This window comes from Pseudanabaena sp. FACHB-2040, from assembly GCF_014696715.1.
In the GTDB taxonomy this organism is placed as follows: domain Bacteria; phylum Cyanobacteriota; class Cyanobacteriia; order Phormidesmidales; family Phormidesmidaceae; genus JACVSF01.
In genome coordinates this window covers 25724-45898 of record NZ_JACJQO010000017.1, presented here as the reverse complement: position 1 = coordinate 45898, position 20175 = coordinate 25724, and the positions used below count along the sequence as shown (strand labels likewise).

Annotated in this window: 18 protein-coding genes; 9 read left to right on the top strand and 9 right to left on the bottom strand. The window is 56.1% G+C overall.

The window, feature by feature from the left end:
- Positions 1-534 precede the first annotated feature (534 nt).
- From H6G13_RS18835 to H6G13_RS18815, 5 genes are all read left to right on the top strand, one after another.
- The gene (locus H6G13_RS18835; RefSeq protein WP_190485634.1) at positions 535-2322 is read left to right on the top strand and encodes a sugar phosphorylase; all 1788 of its coding nucleotides are present in this window, start codon (positions 535-537) and stop codon (positions 2320-2322) included.
- Positions 2323-2516: 194 nt separating this feature from the next.
- A complete protein-coding gene (gene leuD / locus H6G13_RS18830; protein ID WP_190485631.1) occupies positions 2517-3104 on the top strand; it encodes a 3-isopropylmalate dehydratase small subunit in 588 nt (195 codons plus the stop codon).
- Between the two features lie 118 nt (positions 3105-3222).
- On the top strand, positions 3223-4824 hold the full coding sequence (locus H6G13_RS18825; protein WP_190485629.1) for a hypothetical protein: 1602 nt from the start codon (positions 3223-3225) through the stop codon (positions 4822-4824).
- Positions 4825-4876: 52 nt separating this feature from the next.
- Complete coding sequence (locus tag H6G13_RS18820; protein ID WP_190485627.1) at positions 4877-5569, top strand: GvpL/GvpF family gas vesicle protein; 693 nt, start codon at positions 4877-4879, stop codon at positions 5567-5569.
- Between the two features lie 67 nt (positions 5570-5636).
- Entirely contained in the window at positions 5637-5837 is a 201-nt protein-coding gene (locus H6G13_RS18815; RefSeq protein WP_190485625.1) for a heavy-metal-associated domain-containing protein, read from the top strand.
- A gap of 85 nt (positions 5838-5922) precedes the next feature.
- Here the strand turns inward: H6G13_RS18815 and hemE are convergent, their stop codons facing one another.
- Positions 5923-6984, bottom strand: a complete 1062-nt coding sequence (gene hemE, locus H6G13_RS18810) for a uroporphyrinogen decarboxylase (protein WP_190485622.1) — start codon at positions 6982-6984, stop codon at positions 5923-5925.
- Positions 6985-7161: 177 nt separating this feature from the next.
- Here hemE and H6G13_RS18805 point away from each other — a divergent pair, with 177 nt between their 5' ends.
- Both H6G13_RS18805 and H6G13_RS18800 read left to right on the top strand, forming a co-directional pair.
- On the top strand, positions 7162-7689 hold the full coding sequence (locus tag H6G13_RS18805) for a phycobiliprotein lyase (protein WP_190485620.1): 528 nt from the start codon (positions 7162-7164) through the stop codon (positions 7687-7689).
- A 109-nt stretch (positions 7690-7798) separates the two neighbouring features.
- Positions 7799-9589, top strand: a complete 1791-nt coding sequence (locus tag H6G13_RS18800; protein WP_190485618.1) for a hypothetical protein — start codon at positions 7799-7801, stop codon at positions 9587-9589.
- On the opposite strand, the gene H6G13_RS18795 is transcribed toward H6G13_RS18800, so the two are convergent.
- The 7 genes from H6G13_RS18795 to H6G13_RS18765 form a co-directional block, all read right to left on the bottom strand.
- A complete protein-coding gene (locus H6G13_RS18795; protein ID WP_190485616.1) occupies positions 9555-10190 on the bottom strand; it encodes a hypothetical protein in 636 nt (211 codons plus the stop codon). The two genes, H6G13_RS18800 and H6G13_RS18795, sit on opposite strands and share 35 nt — an antisense overlap.
- 34 nt (positions 10191-10224) lie before the next feature.
- On the bottom strand, positions 10225-11397 hold the full coding sequence (locus H6G13_RS18790; protein ID WP_190485614.1) for an acetamidase/formamidase family protein: 1173 nt from the start codon (positions 11395-11397) through the stop codon (positions 10225-10227).
- Positions 11398-11647: 250 nt separating this feature from the next.
- Positions 11648-13201 carry an alpha/beta hydrolase gene (locus tag H6G13_RS18785; RefSeq protein ID WP_190485612.1) on the bottom strand — a complete coding sequence of 518 codons (1554 nt, stop codon included), beginning with the start codon at positions 13199-13201 and terminating at the stop codon, positions 11648-11650.
- 140 nt (positions 13202-13341) lie between these two features.
- Positions 13342-13917, bottom strand: a complete 576-nt coding sequence (hpt, locus tag H6G13_RS18780) for a hypoxanthine phosphoribosyltransferase (RefSeq protein ID WP_199306371.1) — start codon at positions 13915-13917, stop codon at positions 13342-13344.
- A gap of 63 nt (positions 13918-13980) precedes the next feature.
- Positions 13981-14946, bottom strand: a complete 966-nt coding sequence (locus H6G13_RS18775; protein ID WP_190485610.1) for a TIGR03885 family FMN-dependent LLM class oxidoreductase — start codon at positions 14944-14946, stop codon at positions 13981-13983.
- 85 nt (positions 14947-15031) lie between these two features.
- Entirely contained in the window at positions 15032-16663 is a 1632-nt protein-coding gene (locus H6G13_RS18770; RefSeq protein ID WP_190485608.1) for an alpha-amylase family protein, read from the bottom strand.
- A 106-nt stretch (positions 16664-16769) separates the two neighbouring features.
- On the bottom strand, positions 16770-17147 hold the full coding sequence (locus H6G13_RS18765; RefSeq protein ID WP_190485606.1) for a sensory rhodopsin transducer: 378 nt from the start codon (positions 17145-17147) through the stop codon (positions 16770-16772).
- A 174-nt stretch (positions 17148-17321) separates the two neighbouring features.
- Between H6G13_RS18765 and H6G13_RS18760 the strand changes: the two genes are divergently transcribed.
- Positions 17322-18122 carry an MOSC N-terminal beta barrel domain-containing protein gene (locus tag H6G13_RS18760; protein WP_190485604.1) on the top strand — a complete coding sequence of 267 codons (801 nt, stop codon included), beginning with the start codon at positions 17322-17324 and terminating at the stop codon, positions 18120-18122.
- Between the two features lie 84 nt (positions 18123-18206).
- The gene (locus tag H6G13_RS18755; RefSeq protein ID WP_190485603.1) at positions 18207-19643 is read left to right on the top strand and encodes an ABC transporter substrate-binding protein; all 1437 of its coding nucleotides are present in this window, start codon (positions 18207-18209) and stop codon (positions 19641-19643) included.
- On the opposite strand, the gene H6G13_RS18750 is transcribed toward H6G13_RS18755, so the two are convergent.
- Entirely contained in the window at positions 19640-20128 is a 489-nt protein-coding gene (locus tag H6G13_RS18750) for a hypothetical protein (RefSeq protein ID WP_190485601.1), read from the bottom strand. The genes H6G13_RS18755 and H6G13_RS18750 overlap by 4 nt on opposite strands.
- Positions 20129-20175 lie beyond the last annotated feature (47 nt).

The window sequence follows — 20175 nt, the reverse complement described above, 5'->3', positions numbered from 1 at the left end:
ACCGTTCACGGTTGAACAGGAGCTTAAACAATGCTTTTCTCTAGCCTTTACAATTCATTTCTAACTCGTCAAGTATTAGTAAATTTCAGATGAAAAGGGCAGGCAGGCAGACTGTATTTCGCTTTACTGGTTTTTATGAGCAGGCCCAAAGTTCTGTCAGCCTTGAAAGAAATTTGCCCCGCTCGAGATGAAATTTATAGGCTTCTCTTCAGATTGACATCAATTTAAAGAAAGCAAAATTGAGGGATAGTAAAGCGTCGCCTCAACAATGTTGTTGCGCTTTTTATCCGATCAACGAGTTTCATTAGTCCTCATTTCGACCTACAGAAATAACTGCTAGAGAGCAAAAACTGTTGCTCCTGAGAGAGGGTTTATGGTTTTCTGGTTGTTTAAACTGTTTGCGAAAACTGGTGATACTAATGGGACTCGCTAACCCATATGCGTCTGATGTCTCTGTAAATGCAGAGGCTTCACCTGAATTTCTTCACGCCCCAACATTTTAGAACGTGCGATTTTCAAGGAGATTTTGTAGCGATGACTGTAACAACTAGCAAACAGTTCGAACGAGTTTCTGCCTGCATTCAGCCCCTGCTAAGTCGGATTTATTCGGCAGACGTGGCTGAGCGCTTAATTGATGATATTTATACTTTAATGGAGCCCTGGTTATGCCCGTCCGGCCAGGAAAACTTAAAAAAATGGAGTCATAACAACGTCCTGCTAATCACCTATGGAGACAGCATTTGCAGCCAGGATGGCCGCAAACCTCTAAAGGTGCTAGGGGAGTTTTTAGAAACTTATGTGGAAGGGGCGATCACTGGGGTTCATATTTTGCCGTTCTTTCCCTATAGCTCGGATGACGGCTTTGCCGTGATTGATTATCTACAGGTCAATCCGGAGCTGGGAGACTGGGAAGATGTTAGACACATCGCTGACCACTTTAATCTGATGGTTGATTTGGTGATCAACCATATCTCCAGCGAGCACGAGTGGTTTCAGCAGTTCAAGCGAGGCGAAAAACCGGGCTGTGACTACTTCATTGATGTGGATGCAAGCAATGACTTGTCTCACGTTGTGCGCCCCCGCAGCTCGCCGCTGCTGACTAAAGTAGACACCACCAGTGGCCCTAAATACGTCTGGACAACGTTTAGCGAAGATCAGGTAGACGTTAACTTTGAAAATCCAGACGTGCTGCTGGAATATATCAAGATTATTCTGTTTTATATCAATGCTGGAGCTCGCTACATCCGGCTAGATGCGGTTGGCTTCCTCTGGAAGAAGCTATGCACAAACTGTATGCACCTGCCCGAAACCCATGCGGTAGTGCGCTTGCTGCGGGAAATGCTGCAGCTAATCGATCCGGGGATTGCGCTGATCACCGAAACCAACGTGCCGAATCGGGAGAACCTGAGCTACTTCGGCAACCGCAATGAAGCCCACATGATCTACAACTTCAGCCTGCCGCCGCTGCTGCTGAATGCGCTACTTCAGGGCAAGTCTGACCACCTGAAGACCTGGATGATGAGCATGCCGCCTGCCCCCATTGGCTGTGCTTACTTCAACTTTACGGCGTCTCACGACGGCATTGGAATGCGTCCGGCAGAGGGACTGCTGACTGATAACGAGCATCAGGAACTGCTGGCAACCATGAAGCGGCATGGTGGCCAAATCAGCATGCGCCGCCGCCCAGACGGCAGCGAGTCTCCTTACGAGATCAATATCTCCCTGTTTGATGCCCTTAAAGGCACGGTCAAAGGTGAGGATGAGTGGCAGATTGAGCGTTTTCTCTGCTCCCAAACCGTCATGATGTCGTTAGAGGGCATCCCGGCCTTCTATATTCACAGCCTATTAGCGACGCCTAACTATACAGAAGGCGTGAAGGAAACCGGACACAACCGCACGATCAACCGCTATAAGTGGGACTACGAAGATCTGCAGCAGAAGCTGAATGACCCCAACACGTCTCAGTCCATAGTGCTGCGGGAGCTGCGGCGGCTAATTCAGATTCGGCGGCGGCAGACCGCATTCCATCCGAATGCGACCCAGTACACGCTGCACCCGCGCAACACGGCCCTGTTTGCCTTTTGGCGGCAGAGCATAGCGCGGGATCAGAGCATTTTCTCGGTGCACAACCTGAGCAATCAGGTTCAAGACCTGCGGCTGTCTGAGCTCAATCTGGTCGGCACTGATGACTGGTATGACCTGATCAGCGGCACTCATATTGAAGACATCACTGCAATCTACCCATTGCAGCCTTACCAATCGGTTTGGATTACGAACAAAATCGACTCTGCCTTTGACGAAACCGTGCCCATTATTTTCTAGGGCTGGCTTGAGCTGCCTGCATGGGCGTAAGAAATTGCGCCCATGCTTGACGTTTGTAGCCAAGGTTTAAGCCGAAGCTGCGGGGTATTGAGTTCCCCAACAACATCTGCCTAAGGGGTTTCTATTGGCGGTAGGATGGTGTTTCGGGGGGTAGCGTCCTGTTGTTACGCCCCTGCTGTCAAGGAGGAAGCACCATGTCTCAGGTTAAGTCTGTTGCCGGGCGCGGTTTGCCGCTACGGGGCAATGATATCGATACCGATCGTATTATCCCGGCGCGATTTTTGCGCAGCGTAACCTTTGACGGCCTAGGAGAGCAGGTGTTTGCCGATGACCGGGCCCAGACCAAGGGCAGCCATCCCTTTGATCAGCCGCAGTATGCGGGGGCCAAGATTTTAGTGGTAAACCGTAACTTTGGCTGCGGCTCGTCGCGGGAGCATGCCCCCCAAGCGATTGCACGTTGGGGCATTCAAGCGCTGATCGGTGAGAGCTTTGCCGAGATTTTCTTTGGCAACTGTGTGGCGATGGGTATTCCCTGCCTGATGGCTACGCCTGAAGTGGTGAAAGTGCTGCAGGACGCTATCGAATCTAATCCTCAGGTCCAGCTGCAGGTGGATCTAGAGGAGATGGAGGTGCGCTGCGAAGAGTACGCGGCCCCCGTACAGATGGCAGCAGGCCCTCGGCAAATGTTTGTCAGCGGCACTTGGGATGCTTGCGGTCAGCTCGTGGCTCAGGGAGAAGCGGTCCGAGCGACTGCGGCCAAGCTGCCCTATATTCATTGGTAGGATTGGGCAGGGGTAAGAATAGGCACCCACGACTTCGCGATGACTTGTCCAATGACTATGAAGTAAATGTTAGCGGGAACTCTGTCTACTATGCCTGCATTGAGGAGGCGAGGAAGCAGTGGCTAACATCTGTTTACGGGGCTCTGGATTTGCACTGGCTGAAACGGTTTTTCGGTTTGAGCAGGGTTATCCTGGCTTGGCTCAAACTGTCCTGTCTTCCACGGCTGAATCGGCGGCTCAACGGCTGCTTAATTTAGTGCTGGAGCTGCGATCGCAAGATGGCGGCTGGCCTGCCGACTTGCCCCAAACCCCCGAGAATCTAGCACCCTACGTCAGCGAAGAGGTGGAGGAACTGCTAGGGGCCCTGAGCCGATCGGAGCCGCAAAAAACTCCTGAGACTGGCGGGCCAACAACCCAGCCCCAACTGCTGACGATTCTGATTCCCCAACTTCTCTGGGCCATTGCCAGCAGCGGCTATGAAATTATGCGGCTGTTGGAGGGGGTACAGGCTCGCCTACAGCAGCCTGAGGCCGCCGCTACCGTTGGGATTTTGCGGCTGGTGCCGGTGCTCTCCTGGCAGACCGGCCAGGGAGAACTGGCCGTTGATCTGGCTACCCAGAGCGTCCCCCAGGGGAAAGGGCTGCCGCTCGATGGAGCAGTGCAGCTGACCGAAGGAGATCTAGAGGGCAGCCTGCGGCCTGCATGGAGCTGGTTGTCCGAAATTACCCGGCAGGTCAGCCAACGGCACCCGGCTTTGCAGGATTTGCTGGAGTTGGGGTGCCCGGTGGAGGCGCTATCTCCTGGTTACGACTGGTGCTCTGGGCGGCTGAGCCTCAGCTTCTACTTAAATCTGGAAGAAACTGCTAATCATGCTCTGCTGCAATCGTCTACAGCCGCTTCCACGCTAGACGAGTTTGCCGTCGATGAGTCTAGCCCCTTGCTAGAGGCTCAATCTAAAGCCCTGCCGACTCAGCGGTTGGCGCTACCGCCGGAAGCGGCTCAGGGGGCGCTGGTGTGTTTGCCAAAACCAGGCGCTGCCCCTGAAGAGACCTTGGCTGCCTGGCTCACTCTTACCGACGAAGGCTGGATTCAGACGTTTTTGGGGGCGGTGGCGCGCGATCTTTTTTATCACAGGATGTTGGCGCTAACGGGGGCCGTCAAAATGCAGCCATCGGCTTTGGCCCTGGTGCAGGCAGCTTATGAAGCGGCTGGAGCCGTACAAGGGGCAGACGGCCTGTTTAAGCAGACGTTTGTGCATCAGCCAATGCTGCTGGCCGACCTTTGGCCCCGACTGCGCTGGTACTGGACGGGCACTCACCCGCTGGTGATGCAGCTGATGGGGGGAATGCCTGTGCAGTGGCTGCATCCGGGGTCAACCTGGCAGAGGGGCATGCTGTACCTGCAGCCGGTAGTGGCCCTGCCGCTAGAAGGCCAAGGTGGATGGCTCGATCTGGCAACTGGGCAGCTGCTGCCCGCACCCCCCGAGCCTGCGCCAACCACCACAATTTTGATGTTGCCGACCGCTGAACTAGGCTACCAGCCTTTGCCCATAACGACTTTGACTCATTGGGTTGAGACGCAGCTAGGGCAGCGATCGCACACCCTAATCGCCTGCCAACGCCCAATTGCCGTTGACCTGCACTGGCTGGATATGGCCCAGGCTCAGCAGCAGGCGCACCTAAATTTTTCTTGGCAGTTTGCCCTGCAGGCAGGTAGCTGAGCAATCTAGTATTCTCAAAGATGAGGGTAAATTGGTTAGCTTAAATCGCTCAATGAATGTTGCCTCAGAGTCTGCGCTTTATGTCTATGCAGTGTGTCGGCTGCCAGCAGCAGGGCTCACGCTGCCGCTAGGAATAGAGCGAGAGACAATTTTAGTCACGGTAGAGGAGATGGCTGCGATCGCAGAACCCGGCCTCGACCTGGCAGCTCTCCAGGCCGACGACCAGCGCCTCCTGACCGCTGTGCTGACCCATGATCGAGTGATCTGCGATCTGTTTAACCAGACGACGCTGCTGCCCCTGCGCTTTGGTATTCAGCTCGCGCCAGACAGCTTAGAGAAACACCTGCAGGACAATCTAGAGACTTACCGCCGCCGTTTAACAACCCTGGTTGATAAGGCAGAGTACCAGGTCAAGCTCACCCCTGCCGAGATTGCCCTGCCCCCACTGCCAGAGGGGCTCACTGGGCGAGACTATTTTTTGGCTAAGAAAAATCGCCTGCAGGAACAGGCTGTCGAACAGCAGCGTCAGCAGGATGAGCTAAACAGGTTGGTAGCCGACATTCAGGCTGCCTATCCCAAAATTCGAACTGGGGAATCTGACGAAGGCATCCCCCGCCTATATTTGCTGCTAGGGAAAGATCAGGCCCAGCCCCTGCTGCAGGCTGCAGAAAGCTGGCAGCGGCAAAGCCCTCATTGGCAAATTGCCCTCAGCGAGGCATTACCCCCTTACCATTTCGTATCGTGAACGGGCTTGACTCTTCAGCACGCTGGACTGTGTAGGCTAGGGGTATGTCCCCATTGAGTAAAAGACAATGACAACTCTTAACCTGACCGTTCCCGATATGGCCTGCGGTGCCTGTGTTGATACGATTACCCAGGCAGTGAAATCTTTAGATGCCGATGCGGCCATTGCTGCCGACACCAAGACAAAGGCTGTGAACATCACCACCAGCGCCGACGCCAACACGGTGACTCAGGCGATTACCGATGCGGGGTATACGGTTAACGCCTGATTTTGCCCTGCCTATGGTTAAACCCCCGTAGAGACGCGATGAGTCACGTCTCTACGGGGGTGTTGTGACTTTGGGGCAGATCGGATTAGGCGCAGGCCATTAGCTGATCGACCTGTTTAGCCGTCTCAAAGAAATAGGCCGCATTGTCTTCGGGGGTGCCGGGTAAAATGCCGTGGCCCAGGTTGAGAATGTGGCCTCGGTTGCCTGCCTTACGGATGGTGTCGAGAATGCGATCGCGAATAAACGGCTTGGCCCCAAACAGCGCTGCCGGGTCTACGTTGCCCTGCACACCGATATCGGGTCCGAGGCGGCGACGGGCATCGGCCATGTCTACCGTCCAGTCAACGCTGACGATGTCTACGCCAGACTCGCCCATCAGCTCCAGCACGCCAGCGCTGCCGCTGATGTAGAGGATCATTGGGGTGTCGGGGTGGGTGGCCTTGACCTGCTGCACGACCCGTTGTTGGTAGGGTAGGGCAAAGGTGCGATAGTCCATCGGGCTCAGCTGCCCGGCCCAGGAGTCGAACATTTGCACGACCTGTGCGCCGCAGTCGATCTGGTAGCGCACGTAGGCAGCGATGTTGTCGGCCAGTTTGCCCAACAGCGTGTGCAGCATGTCAGGCTCGGAAAACGCCATGCCCTTGATCACGGAGTAGGTCTTAGAGCCCTTGCCCTCAACGGCATAAGCGGCCAGCGTCCAGGGAGCGCCGACAAAGCCCAGCACAGCAGCTTCGTTGCCGACTTCTTGGCGCAGGGTTTGCAGAATGGTGCGAATGTAAGGCAGCGACTCTTCTGGATCTAATGTCCGTACTTGGTCAATCTGCTCGCGGGTGCGGATAGCCGGTTCAATGATCGGTCCCTTGCTCTCGATGATGTCGAAGGGAATGCCCATGCCTGTGAGCGGCGTGAGAATATCGGAGAAGAGAATCACGCCATCGGGCTTAAAGGCACGCCAAGGCTGCAAGGAAATTTCAATTGCCAGGTCAGCATTCTCAGAACGCTCCCGGAAAGACGGATATTTGTCCCGCAGGTCGCGGTAAACCTTCATATAGCGTCCGGCCTGCCGCATCATCCAAACGGGCGGGCGATCTAGGGGTTCTTTGCGAGCTGCTCTGAGTAAATAGGGCACCTGGTCAAGTCCGGTCATTGAAGCGTCACCACGTTGTTGCTAAACAGTCTTTAAGCGCAATGGCTAGCTTATCATTCTGCGATTCTTTAATTGGGGGGCTCCTGCCGCTTTGGCCTGGATCAGCGCCTTAGAAGGGAGCCGCTTCACCGTAGAATTAAAGTCTATGAATTGGTTGACGGGACATTGGTGGGATCAATGGAAATTGTGAATTTTTTTGAAACGCTTGCCGGCAAGTGGTTCTCCCAGCGCACCACCCACTATTTGGCGACCCAAACTTCTAAGGCAGGGCAATCTAACTTGATGATTGAGTTCCTGCCGCACATCAACGCGGCAGTGATGAAATTATGTGAAGAACTGGGGCAAGACTCAGCCCAAGCGGCGTGCGGCCTCCGCATTAACCAAGACAGCCGCATTGATGGAGAAACTCAGTCGGTGCAGACGGCTGCCCTGATGGTGGCCCTGCAGCCGAGTGATGACCAGTCGGGGGTGCTGCTGCAAAAGACGGAAGGGGCTGACCAAGGTTCGGTAGGCCACTACACCCTAGCCGATGAGGTGATGACCATTGCGATCGCAGCCCCCGGCGGACAAGTTGAAGAACGGCTCTGGTTCGCTAATCCCAATGTGCGGATGCGAACCAGCGTTTTGCAAGGACCAGAGGGTGTTAAGCTGACCTCCTTTTGCTCCGAAATTCGCTTAGGCGTCAGCCGTCCCCCCGAGGAGTAGCTGTCATCGAGGTTTGAGGTGAGTGCCTTGACCGTGCATTCCTGACCTTCTGGCTGTAACCTGTCAGGGATGAGAACGGTACAATGCCGAAACTGACACCGTCGAGACCATGCAGACTACCGCCCCCAACTTCGCGCTCGAACCCACTTCCAGCCCTGCTCAGCCGCTGTCGATTCGACCTGAAGAAGGGCTCACCCTGGAAGTTTCGGTGACCAATCCCTCGAGTCGCGTAGACTACTTTCGGCTGATCTGCACCAACTGGCCTGAAGAAGGCCTCTCGGTAATTTATCCAAGAATGGCCAGAAGTCCCCAGCTAGGCGCAGCCGACTGCCTAACGCTAGAACCTGGTGGGCAGGGCACGATCCTGCTGTCGCTGGTGCCGCCCTTAAACTTGCGGGCCGGTCGCTATGTGCCAACGGTGCGGCTAGTCTCCGCCAACAATCCCGATTTGGCCCTGATGGAGCGAATCCACCTCCAGGTGGAGCCTCGCTATGGGCTGTATGTTGAACCGGCTGCTTCGAAGGCTGTGCCCCCGGCGGTAGAGAAGCGGGGCTGGCCGCTGCTTCTAGGACTCTTGACAGGGTTAGGGCTGCTGGGTGGACTGCTCCTATGGCTGCTCCTACGCTCTCCAGCTGACCCCCAAATCGTTGAGTTTTACCCTGAGCGATCGGACTATGCTGCGGCTGACCAAGCAGTAGCCGAGGTGGGCTGGCAAATCGCTCACACCGATCAGATTGCAGCTCTCAAACTGACTGGCTACGACCCAAGGGGCAAGATTGTTAGTGGTCCTATTACTTACGATTTGTCCCAAGCCCTGCCTTCGGAGCTGCAGCCCTTCTGCAACGAGGTGGCGCAGATTTTGAACTGCCGCAATGTACCAACCGAGGTGCGGCAGCCAGGAGAATACGTGTTTGAGCTGGTGCTGCTGCCTAAGTCGCCGCTCACTCAGGAGGCCCAGAGTAAAACCAGCAGCCTAGTCTCAATTCAGGGAACGCCGCTGCCAGCGGTGGTGGAACTGGTGCCTGATCAGGTGATCTACTCCGAACAGGGAGCAACCCCAGCCTCAAACGGAGCCAATTTCGCGCCACCTGTAACGGAGGCGGGGGTGAGCCTAAGCTGGGAGGTCATGGCCCCTGCGGGCTTGCGAGATCTGCTGCTGGTGGTGCGGCAGGAAGATGGCACGGTATTGGGCGGTCGGCGCTATTCTCTGCGCAACCCCGCTGACTTGACCGCCCTGACCCTGCCCAAAGATTTGCAGCCGTTTTGCCAGCTAGGTGCAACGCTCGTGTGCCAAAACGTCCCCACTGGAATTGCGGAGGTGGGTCGCTATACCTTTGAGCTGACGCCAGTGCCGCTAGGCCAGCCAGGGACTGCACCGACGCCTGCCCGCACAGAACTTGTGCAGATTGAGCCGCGTTCGGTGCGAATTGCCGCCTTTCGGATCAATGGTCGCGATGCTCAGCCCCGCTACGTGATTCCAGTGGAGCTGGGGCAGCCAGTGCCAGGACTGACTCTGTCGTGGGAGATCGAGGGGGGCGAAACGGCTCGGGCTGTGCTGCTGCCTTCGCCGGGAACGGTGCCGTTGCAGGGCAGTGTGCCGCTGCCGATCAATCCGGCAGGAGAAACTACGCTGGCGCTGCAGGTAAGCAACGGCACTGGCGAACCCATCACCCGCTCGGTAACGATTGCCACTTATGACCCAAGTCCGGGTGAAGGGGCAGCGGCAGCAGCAGCGGCTCAGGCCGCCCAAGCAGCAGCAGCGGCAGCTCAGGCCGTTCAGTCTAGCCAAGCCAGAAGCCGTCAGGCCCAGCCAGCGAGTGCTGCCCCAACTGCCCCCCTGCCAGCGCCAACCGAGGCTGAACGGCTCAGTCCGGCGGAAGCGCCCCCCAGACTGGATTAGCAGATCGATAAACGCCTAGAAAAAAGCAGCTCAGGGCCGCCATCTGCACGATGTGGTAGATGTCTACGGGGCTAAAGGCCCCAAACCCTGCTTTAGGCAACGCCAGGATTCCCACTGCCAGGGCTGAGACGCCTACCCCTGCCACCATCCAGTGGCTGCCCGTCTGCCGTTGGGGCAGCCCCCAGCCCAGGTGCAAACCCAGAATCAAGAGCATGGCCAGGAGATAGTCTGCCACGACATAGGCAAAGTCCAGCCGCAGGGTAATGGCATAGAGGTAGGTCAGCAGCTTGGTAGCAGCTAGCAGCGTGATCCACCGCTGCAGCTTGGGTTTCACCGTGGCCTGAGCGGTGGCGACCAAGATGAGAAAGCTGCAGATACCCATCGCATAGGTCAGTACTGCCCAGAGCCCTCGCTGAACCGGGTAGGGGATTTGAGCGGCGAAGCCGTGATAGGTGCCGCCCAGCAGAGAGGCCAGACTGACACAAATAAAAGCTGCTGCCCAAAACCGCTCAATCCGGTTAAAGCGCAGCAGACAAATGGCAAAGAGGGCGGTTTCGAGTGCGATCGCATAATCCGTCAACGTTGTAATCGGTTCTGTCACAGCCTCGAAACCACCTTCCCCTAAACTCTAAACCCTACCGCTCCAATAGCGGAGCAAACTCAGCTTTAGGAATCACCCCATGAATACCTTTAACAATGTCCACCACCTGAGACACCTCAAAGTCGATATTGGCACTGCCGTAGAGCAGAGCATCGGCCTTGGTCAGGCCATACTTCTCGTTGACGATCCGCAGGTATTCACGGACAGAGGCTTTCATAGCTTCGTCCAAGTCACGGTCTAGGCCAACCGCTAGCCAGGCATCTTCTGTTTCACCCATGGGGTTAGTCAGCGCCATGTCTTTGTGGACAATCAGCTCAAAGGTCGGCGTCAGCGAGCACTCAATAGCAGTGAGGGCTACTTCGCCGTTGCCCTGGGCGCAGTGGGGGTCGCCGGTATAAAACAGCGCACCGGGCACCTGCACCGGTACATACAGGCTGCTGTTTCGGCCCAGGTACTTAATGTCAATGTTGCCGCCATAGACCCCTGGAGGCACGGAGTTAACTGCATCTTCAGGATTAGCTGGAACGATACCCATGATGCCCATAAAGGGCTTCAGAGGAATCTCTAGGTTGGGCAGACCGTTGGTGGGCTTGAAAATACCAATTTCCTTGCTGGTTTCCAGGGGAACGACTTTGGTGTAAATCGGTGCATCGTTTTCGGGATACTCGCCAGGGAGCGAGCCTCGCCCGTGACGGTTGGAGATGACGCCGTAGGGCACCCGATACTCGATGTCCAGAGTCTTGATCTCTAGCACGTCTCCCGGTTCTGCGCCTTCGATGTAGATTGGCCCAGTAATGACGTGGGGTCCTGGCCCAGTCTTGGTAACCTGAGCTTTGATCGTCATCTGGTCGGCCAGAATGTCAGCCTCCTTGATGCCGCCTTTGGTCAAAAACTCGACGGTGTCGCCCTGGTCAGCCAAAATCCCTTCGTGGGAGACGGTGTCGACCTTAATGCGATCGCCCGATTTAATAGTCAAAATTGGGACACTGTCGGGCTTAAACAGCTCTCCCCAAATCACGTTTTCAGGGGTGGAGGGAACATAAATTACCTCAGCCGCCGTGGCTTTGTGTAGCCCAATGAAGCTTAGAGCAATTACCCCCAAGGCAACGCAGGCCCCAGTCAGAAATTGTCGCCGGGAGCGACTCAAAAACTTTTTCGGCAGTAAGGAAAAATAGGCGCTCAATCGTCCAGTCCAAGGCTGTCCCATAGTTTTTGGAAGAAACACATCAAGATTGTACGCTGGCTTGAAACGGCGTTGAACCTATCAAGATGGGATCAGTTAAGGTTCTTTAGGGACTTGGTGGTGTAGCAAATTTTACAAGCAGGCTCATCGGCCACGAATTGTAGTTCTGCTGAACTGCTAACTTGAAAGCTAATGGACGGGCGAAGCAGTCCCGTGGCAACCGTAAAACGAATAAAGCCAAAGCTTCAAACGGCCAACTTCGACTAGCCCTGAGCTATCTCATTCTCAGTTCGGGCAGCACGTCTACCGGAGCAGTGCTGCCGTAGGCAGACTCTAGCTGTTCCAGAGAGAGGTCTTGCAAGATCAGTAAATCTAGCGGTTCCTCACTCAGGTATTGGCCATAGGTCGCGCTGAGGTAGGGCTCATAGTCACTTTGTTGGGCGATAAAGCGCTGCATAAAAGCGAGGCTGAGAGCGCGAGTGTAGGCAGCAGCCAAGCTGGAGTTTGCCTCGGTTAGCCCCGGCAGCAAGACTAAGCCGCCAGCCGAACTTGAGGCGTCCGCTGGCTGGGCGGCTGTTTGTAGCGCTAGGAATTTGTCAGGACTGTTGAGCCAGAGAAAAGGGTGAATCTGCTCGGAAATAGCGGGGGTTAGAAGGTCGTCGGTGCCGCCAATCAGCAGCACTGGCACCTCGATGTTGCCAACTTCCTCAGGGCCAAAAATAGCGCTAGCGAGGGGGTTGATAGCGACGACAGCTCCAATGCGAGGGTCGAGCAGCGTCGCGTCGGTGGTCGGCAGTTCCAGGGCCTGACACTGAAGCAGCAGCGACAGATTGAGCACATAGCCATCGGCTGAGCAAACGGTGTCAAGCCGGGAGCGGCTGATGTTTGCGCCAGCAACGGCTAGAGCCGTATAGCCTCCCACGTAATCGCCGATGATGCCCACCTGCTCTAAGTTCAAGTCAAGGGTGGGTTGGGTAGTCTCCCAGGTTTCTAGAAAGTCTAAGGTGGCGGTAATGTTTCGAGGTTGGTTTAGAAAGTCGGCGGGCGATAGTTCTGCGTTGAGGCGATTTTCGAGTGCGGTGCGGCCCGTAGCTGCAGTACGGGGAGGGTTGGCAATAACGACAGCCATGCCGTAGGAGGCCAGCCCATTGGCCAATGATTCGTACTCGTTCAGAGTGGCTCCTTGGCTGGGCGCGATCGCAACTACAGGCAAGGGCGAGGGAGCCCCTTCTGGCAGGTATAGATCGGCTGGAAAGCTGTCAGCAGAAGTAACCGTGAGCTGCTGTCGTTGGGGCCGGTAGGGGCCAGGTTGGCTCAGGTCGCGCCAAGAACTAGGGGCAGCGGCGGCAGCTTCTTGGTTAGACTGGGTTGCGATCGCAGCCAAAGCACTCTCTCGATATTCCCTAAAGACCGCCAGCGCCTGCATGAAAAACAGCGCCTCGCGGGTATTGAGCCGCATATTGGTGGGATAGTTTTGCAGAAATCCCAGAACCGTAAACCCCTCAGGGGCCTGGGCAGTGGCAATCAGAGAGGCGCGAATAGCCCGGAATCCGTTATTGCCGGTCTCAGTTTGAAAAATGTTGCCCAGCCGCTGCAGAAACGAGCTGCCCAGAGGCGTGTAGCTGAGGTTGCCAATCGTGAGCGAGTCGATTGGGTAAGCCTGGGTCAGCACAGCTCTAAATTCCTGCAGCTGCTCATCTCCAATGAAGGGCGCATAGCGAGCCAGATCGCCCGTCAGTTCTCCCTCTAGGGCAAAGGTTGTGAGCGACTCCACACTGATCGACTGCAGCAACGGCCCCACGGCAAAGACAATTCTCTCGGCACTCAATGCAGGCCTAATGCTTAGGCAGGCTGCTAACAGCCCCACTCCCCACAAGCATCCTCGAGACAGCCATTGGGAACCCATATGCGCGTAGATTTGCCCTGGCTAAAAGACATTTGCATTTTAAGAAGGATTCCGTCGGCTGACTACGCTTCCATCACAAAAATGCCGGGAAGCTGCCGGTACTGCTCGTTTCTATCAAGGCCGTAGCCCACAATGAAGCGATCGGGAATGGTCAGGCCCAGATAGTCAATGGTAATCGCCACCTGCCGTCGAGAGGGCTTATCCAGTAAGGAGCAAAGCTTAAGTGAGGCAGGGCCGCAGGCGGCTAGGTTTGCCAGGGCCACCGAGGTAGAGCGCCCGGTATCGACAATGTCTTCGACCAAAATTACGTCTTGGCCTGCAACCAGATCTGGCGGCAAGTCCATCAGTACCTTGACGTTCCCTGAACTGTTTGTAGCTGCGCCATAGCTAGACAGGCGAATCAGCTCGACCCGCTGAATGGGAGTTTGCATTTGGCGAATCAGGTCGGACAAAAAGATAAAGGCCCCTTTAAGCACGCCGACCACTACAGGAGATTTGCCAGCATAGTCTTGGTCTAGGGTTTGGGCTAGGCGAGCGACGGTATCAGCAATTTCGGCCTGGGAAATCAAGGGGACGAGTGTGCTCATCAGTGGGTAGCCAGAACTGGCGCGAGTAATCCAGTGCAGAATATGCGCCATGCTACCCCATCTGCAGGGAGTGCGCCTTGGCGGAGCAGGATTGCTGACTACGCCCCAAAGGGCTCAGCGGGTGAGCTGTGGCAGCACCTTTTCCCCAAAGTCGTGAATGAACTGCTCCTGCTGTCGGTTGACGTTGTGCAAAATCAGCTCGTCAAAGCCTAGCTCAATGTCTTTTTGCAGCCACTCAATATGCTGCTGTGGGTCGGCAGAGACGCGAACTTTTTGAGCCACTTCTTCAAGCGTGACCATCTCGCTTAGGCCGTCAAACTGCTCTGGCGTGTGCAGCTCTGACAGCACAGGGCTAGGAAAGATGTTGTTGCGCCACTGATGATGGGCTCCTTGAAGCGCGGCTTCCTCGGTGTGGTCGTAGGAGAGCTGCACTTTGAGAATCATAGGTTTACCTTCGCCGCCACCGCGCCGGAAGGCTTCGACCACCTCTTTTAGCATCTCGGGAGGATGGGAGACGGTGATTAGGCCATCGGCCCAGCCGCCAACCCATTCGGCAGTTTTGGGGGTAATGGCAGCGCCGATGATGGGCGGGAAATAGTCTGGGCGCGTGTAGAGTTTGGTTTCCTGTACGCTCACATGCCCCCGATGGTTGACGGTTTCGCCTGCCCAGAGCGCCCGCATAATGTCAACACATTCCTTGAGGCGTTCGTTGCGATCGCGTTTACTCGGCCATTGAGTACCGGTAATTTTCTCGTTCAGGGCTTGGCCGCTGCCCACCGTAATCCAAAAGCGGCGGGGAAACATTTCCATCAGCGTGGCAGCAGCCTGGGCGATGATGGCAGGGTGATAGCGCTGGCCGGGGGCATTGACCACCCGAAATTCTAGACTGGGTGCAGCCTGCATTGCTGCTCCTAGCCAGGACCAGGCAAAGCCGCTCTGGCCCTGGTCTTCACTCCAGGGGTAGAAGTGGTCGGAGGAAAGGCAGCGGGTAAAGCCTGCCTGTTCTGCTAGCTGCACCCACTGGAGCAGCTGGCTGGGCGGAAACTGTTCGTGGGAGGCGTGGTAGCCGATGTTGACCATGGTGAGAGGGGTGAGGGGGTGAATGGGTAGGGGGGAGATGATGTGGATGGATGGGGGGTCGGCTGTGACTTGTCCTTACTTTGGGTTAGGGTTGGCGTTTGACTTTGAACCAGCGGTAGCCGTAGGGGGAGAGGGAGATAGAGTGGTCGCTAACAGGGTCGTAGGTGCGATCGCTAAAGAAATCGACCAGGTGACTGAGGTGGTTAGCCTTTAGCGTGGCGGTACAGGGTTTGCCCGAGAGGTTGTGGACTGCCAGCATGGCTTTGTCCTTTTGGTAGCAGCAGTGGGCAAACACGCAAGGCTCATCGGCTTCGATCACCTCGGGCTGTCCCCAGCCAAATTCCATTGCCTGCTTTCGCATTCGCGTTGCTCGCTCGATCCAGTTCAGCAGCGAGTTGGGGTCAAGCTGTTGGCAGGCCACATTCACCTGCTGGTAGCCGTAATCCCCGCTGCTGATCATGGGGCTGGCAAGCTGATCTGCTGAGCCTGTGGAGAAGCCGCCATTTTCCTCATTTGCCCACTGCATGGGGGTGCGGACGCTGCCGCGGCCCTGGAGGGAGAGATCGTCGCCCATGCCGATTTCTTCGCCGTAGCGCAGCATGGGAATACCGGGCAGGCTAAACAGCAGGCTGTAGATCAGCTCCAGGCGACGGCGGTCATTTTCCACCATCGGCGGCAGGCGGCGGCGAATGCCCCGGCCATAGATTTGCATATTTTCTTGGGGGGCAAAGACTTTAAAGATCTCCTGCCGTTCCGCCTCAGTGAGCTGGTCTAGGGTGAGCTCATCGTGGTGCCGCACAAAGTTGAGCCAATGGGCATCGGCAGGAATCTCTGGCAGGAGCTTAAAGCCCTCCTTCAGGGTATTGGCATCTTCTCGGGCCAGCGCTAGAAACATGTACTGGTTTAGCAGGAAGTTAAACAGCACGTGCATGCGATCGCCTTCCCCGAAGAACATGGGGATTTTTTCGGGGGGTTCGTTGGCCTCGGCCAGCAGAATGGCGTCGCTGCAGCGGTTGGTGACAAAGGAGCGCATCTCCTTGTAGAAGCCTTTGAGCTTTTCAGGCTCGACGTCTTCTAGCCCTGGGGTTTCTAGCATGTAGGGAGCCGCATCAATGCGAAACCCAGAAACGCCTAGAGCCAGCCAAAAGCCCATGATCTTGCAAATCTCTTCCCGCACCTCAGGGTTGGTGAAGTTCAGGTCTGGCTGCTCTTTATAGAAGTGGTGCAGATAATAGGCTTGAGCGGCTTCGTCATATTCCCAAATGCTGTCTTCGACGCCTGGAAAGGCAACATCCTTCTGCGCAACTTTGTCTGGGTCGGGGGGCGTATCCACCCAGATGTAGTAGTTGCGGTAGGGGGAATTGGGGTCGGAGCGAGACGACTGAAACCAGGGGTGCTCGACCGATGTGTGGTTGATCACCATATCGATTAGCACCCGGATGCCTCGCTCCTTGGCCTGCACCATGAATTCTCCAAAGTCGCCCAGCGTGCCCAGCCGGGGACTGACGTTGTAGTAATCCATTACGTCGTACCCATTGTCGCGATTGGGCGATGGGTAAAAGGGCAGCAGCCATAGACAGGTTGTTCCTAGGCTGGCAATGTAGTCTAGCTTTTGCGTTAACCCTGGAAAATCGCCAATGCCGTCGCCGTTGCTGTCAAAAAAGGTTTCGACATTCAAAGAATAAAAGATCGCGTTTTTGTACCAGTGTGTTCGCATAACAGTCAGGCAAAAATTGCCCACTCCCTTCTAGTTAACTGGTAGGGTGGGCACGGCCCACCGCCTCAAGAAAAGTTGGCGCTGCAGCGGGTTAACCGACTGAAGGTTAACTAACGGCAAAAGCAATTGTGCTCAGCAGCGCGTTCTCGGCCTGCCGCGAGTCTAAACGGCTGTGCTGCACCACAATCGGCACATCTGATTGAATGACGCTGGCATACTCAGTGCCTAGAGGCACCGGCTCAGGGTCTTTCAAATCGTTAAACCGTACGTGCTTCGTTCGCCTAGCGGGGACAGTCACCGGGTAGGGGCCAACCGGTTCACGATCGCTAAAATAAATCGTGATCTCAACATGGGCTTCCTGATCTGAAGTATTCAGCAGGCAGGCAGTTTCATGGCTAACAAATTCTTGCCCCTCACCTGTACTTCCGGCAGGAATGTATCCCTCAGCGATGGCCCAACAGGTTTTTCCAATAGGTGGATTCATAATTGATAGGCTGAAGCAGAGGAATGATCTCAGTTCATGACGATATCTGGAACGGGATTTGACCCGTTACTCTGTTGAGAGGCTACCGAGTTCAACCTTATTTTCCTTCTGCCCAAAGATTCACTCTCCGGTTCACGGCAGTCTACTAATAGATAGAGGTTCTTTGTTTCTGCTATGTCCTCTGTGTCGCTCAATCCTACGCTGGCCCGCATTGATCTGTACCCGGTTAAGTCTTTTGACGGTACAGCTGTGCCGCAGGCCGAGATCTTGCCCGGTGGGTCGCTGAAGTGCGATCGCAGGTTTGCCCTCTTTGACAGCCAAGGCCATTTCGTCAACGGCAAGCGCGATGCCCGCATTCATCAGCTCCGGGCTCTGTTTTCTGAAGACTGCACCAGACTGACGCTCTGGATTGACGGCAGTGATGAGAAAACCACCTTTGATCTAACTCAGCCTTGGGACGAGCTAGAAAGCTGGCTCAGTAGTTATTTCCAACAGCCTGTTACTCTGCAGGAAAACCGTCGGATGGGCTTTCCCGATGACACCAATTCGCCGGGGCCTACGATAGTCAGCACTGCAACGCTAAAAGCCGTGGCTGCCTGGTATCCTGATTTGGATGTGGCCGAAGTGCGTAGGCGCTTTCGCACCAATTTGGAGATCGATGGTGTGCCTGCCTTTTGGGAAGATCAGCTCTTCGGAGAAGAGGGTCAAACCGTTGCGTTTCAAATTGGAGAGGTGACCTTTTGGGGCATTAACCCCTGTCAGCGCTGCATCGTGCCCACCCGCGATACCTGGACCGGGACCAGCACTGCCCAGTTCCAAAAAACGTTTAATCAGCAGCGGCTGGCTACCCTGCCAGAGTGGGTTAACCGCTCCCGGTTCAACCACTTCTATCGGCTGGCGGTCAACACGCGGCTGCCCACAACTGAGGTGGGCAAGGTGCTGAAGCTGGGCGATCCGCTGCGGCTCATCCAGTGAGCCTACCTCATCCCTAAAGCTTGGTTTGTGAATACCTTTAACAGCTCCTCACAGCTTTGTGACGGCAGAGGCTAGATTGAACTTATGACCAAGAAAAATGAGATTCCGGCGCTGGTTTTAGCTTTGGGCACCACCCTGCTGCTGTTGGGCGGCGGCTTTTGGTGGCTGACCCGCCATACTGAGCTGGGCCGTAACTTGAGTCAATCGCTGCCGGAGATTACGCCTAGTGCCGATCCTGCTGCCCCCAACAGTCCAGGCCAGTCAGCCCTGGAGCAGCGCTTTAGTACGGGCGAGCGGCTGCTGATTACCGGAGTGACCTCAGCCCAAAAAGAGGCGGGGATTAGTGCGATCGCATCTGGCGACTTCGCCCAAGCCGTTAGTTCTTTGGAGGCGTCTCTACAGCAAAATCGCAACGACCCCGAAGCGCTGATCTACCTCAACAATGCCCGTATTGGTAACGGACAGAGCTATACCTTGGCGGTAGCCGTGCCGACGACAACTTCAGTGGACCCGGCCCAGGAAATCCTGCGGGGGGTTGCCCAGGCCCAGCGGCAGGTGAATGAAGCCGGGGGCATCAACGGCGTGCCCCTTCGTATCGTGATTGCAAACGACGACAATGCCCCTACCGTGGCCGCCCAGGTAGCTGAGTCGCTGGTGCAAGATCCTACTGTGCTGGGCGTTGTCGGCCACTTTGGCAGCGAGACTTCTCTGGCGGCAGGTGAGGTCTATCAGCAGGGCGGGCTGGTGATGGTGTCGCCCACCAGCACCGCCGTCGGGCTGTCGGGCTTTGGCGACGCTGTTTTTAGGACGGTGCCGAGCGATCGCTTCACGGCTACTACCCTGTCTCGCTACCTGGTCAACAGCCTGCAGCAGCGTAATGCAGCGATTTACTTCAATGCCGACAGCGACTACAGCCGATCTCTAAAAGATGAGCTGACTACGGCGCTGTTGAGCGATGGCGGCCAGGTCGTTGCCGAGATCAACGTTGCCCAACCCAGCTTTAACGCCAGCAATAGCTTAGACCAAGTGACTCAGCAGGGGGCGGAGGTGCTGGTGCTAGCCACCAACACGGCTACGCTAGATCAGGCGCTGCAGGTAGTCCAGGCCAATCAAAACCGCCTGCCTCTGCTTGGCGGCGACAGCCTCTACAATCCTCAGCTTTTGCAGCGAGGTGGAGACAATGCCGCCGACATGGTGGTGACGGTGCCCTGGATTTTGCTGTCTAACCCCAATACTCCCTTTGTGGCTACGGCCCGTCAGCTCTGGGGTGGCGGCGACGTCAACTGGCGCACCGCAATGGCTTACGATGCAGTGCTGGCGCTGGCTGCCGGACTTGCGCCCAACCCCAGCCGCTCAGGGCTGCAGGCGACTCTATCAGGATCTGGCTTTACCACTGAGGGCGCTACGGGCACGATCCGGTTTTTGCCTTCGGGCGATCGCAATCAGGCCATGCAGCTAGTTCAGGTGCGCCCCGGCACTCGCTCTGGGTATGGCTACGACTTTGTGCCTGTGCAGCCCTAGCCGCGAGAGGCTAGCTGTTCCAGGTAGGCCATCGCCGTTTTCAGATCCCAACGGGTGTAAAGCTGCACCAGCTTGATGGCCTCCATTCTCTGGTCGGTTGCAATCAGTCTTTGTATCTTGAGCATTGCTTCCCCCGAAATTTGGCTGGCGGCACCGAAGTCCTGGGGGGCAAATAGGTCAGGAAAGCCAACAGGGGCGATGCCGTTGACAACGTATGCCTTGGCTTCCTTAAGGCTGCAGCCCGTCTGCTCTTGCACCAGCTTAATTGCTTCAGTCTTCTGGTTTCTGTCTAGCAGAGTCTGCACCTGGGCGTTGAGTGCCTCTCGGTTGATGGGGGCGCTGGCGGCCTGCTGGGGCCTCTGGGCTAGAGAGAACGAGGGCGGCGACGGCAGGCGCTGCTTCTGCTGGCGCTGCAGGCGCTTAGTCAACCAAAAACCGAGCACAAAAGCCAGTAGGGCTATCAAGATCAGGCTCAGGGGACTCATGGGGCTAGCCTCCACCAAAATTGCTCCTACCCTAGCTGCCAAAGCGG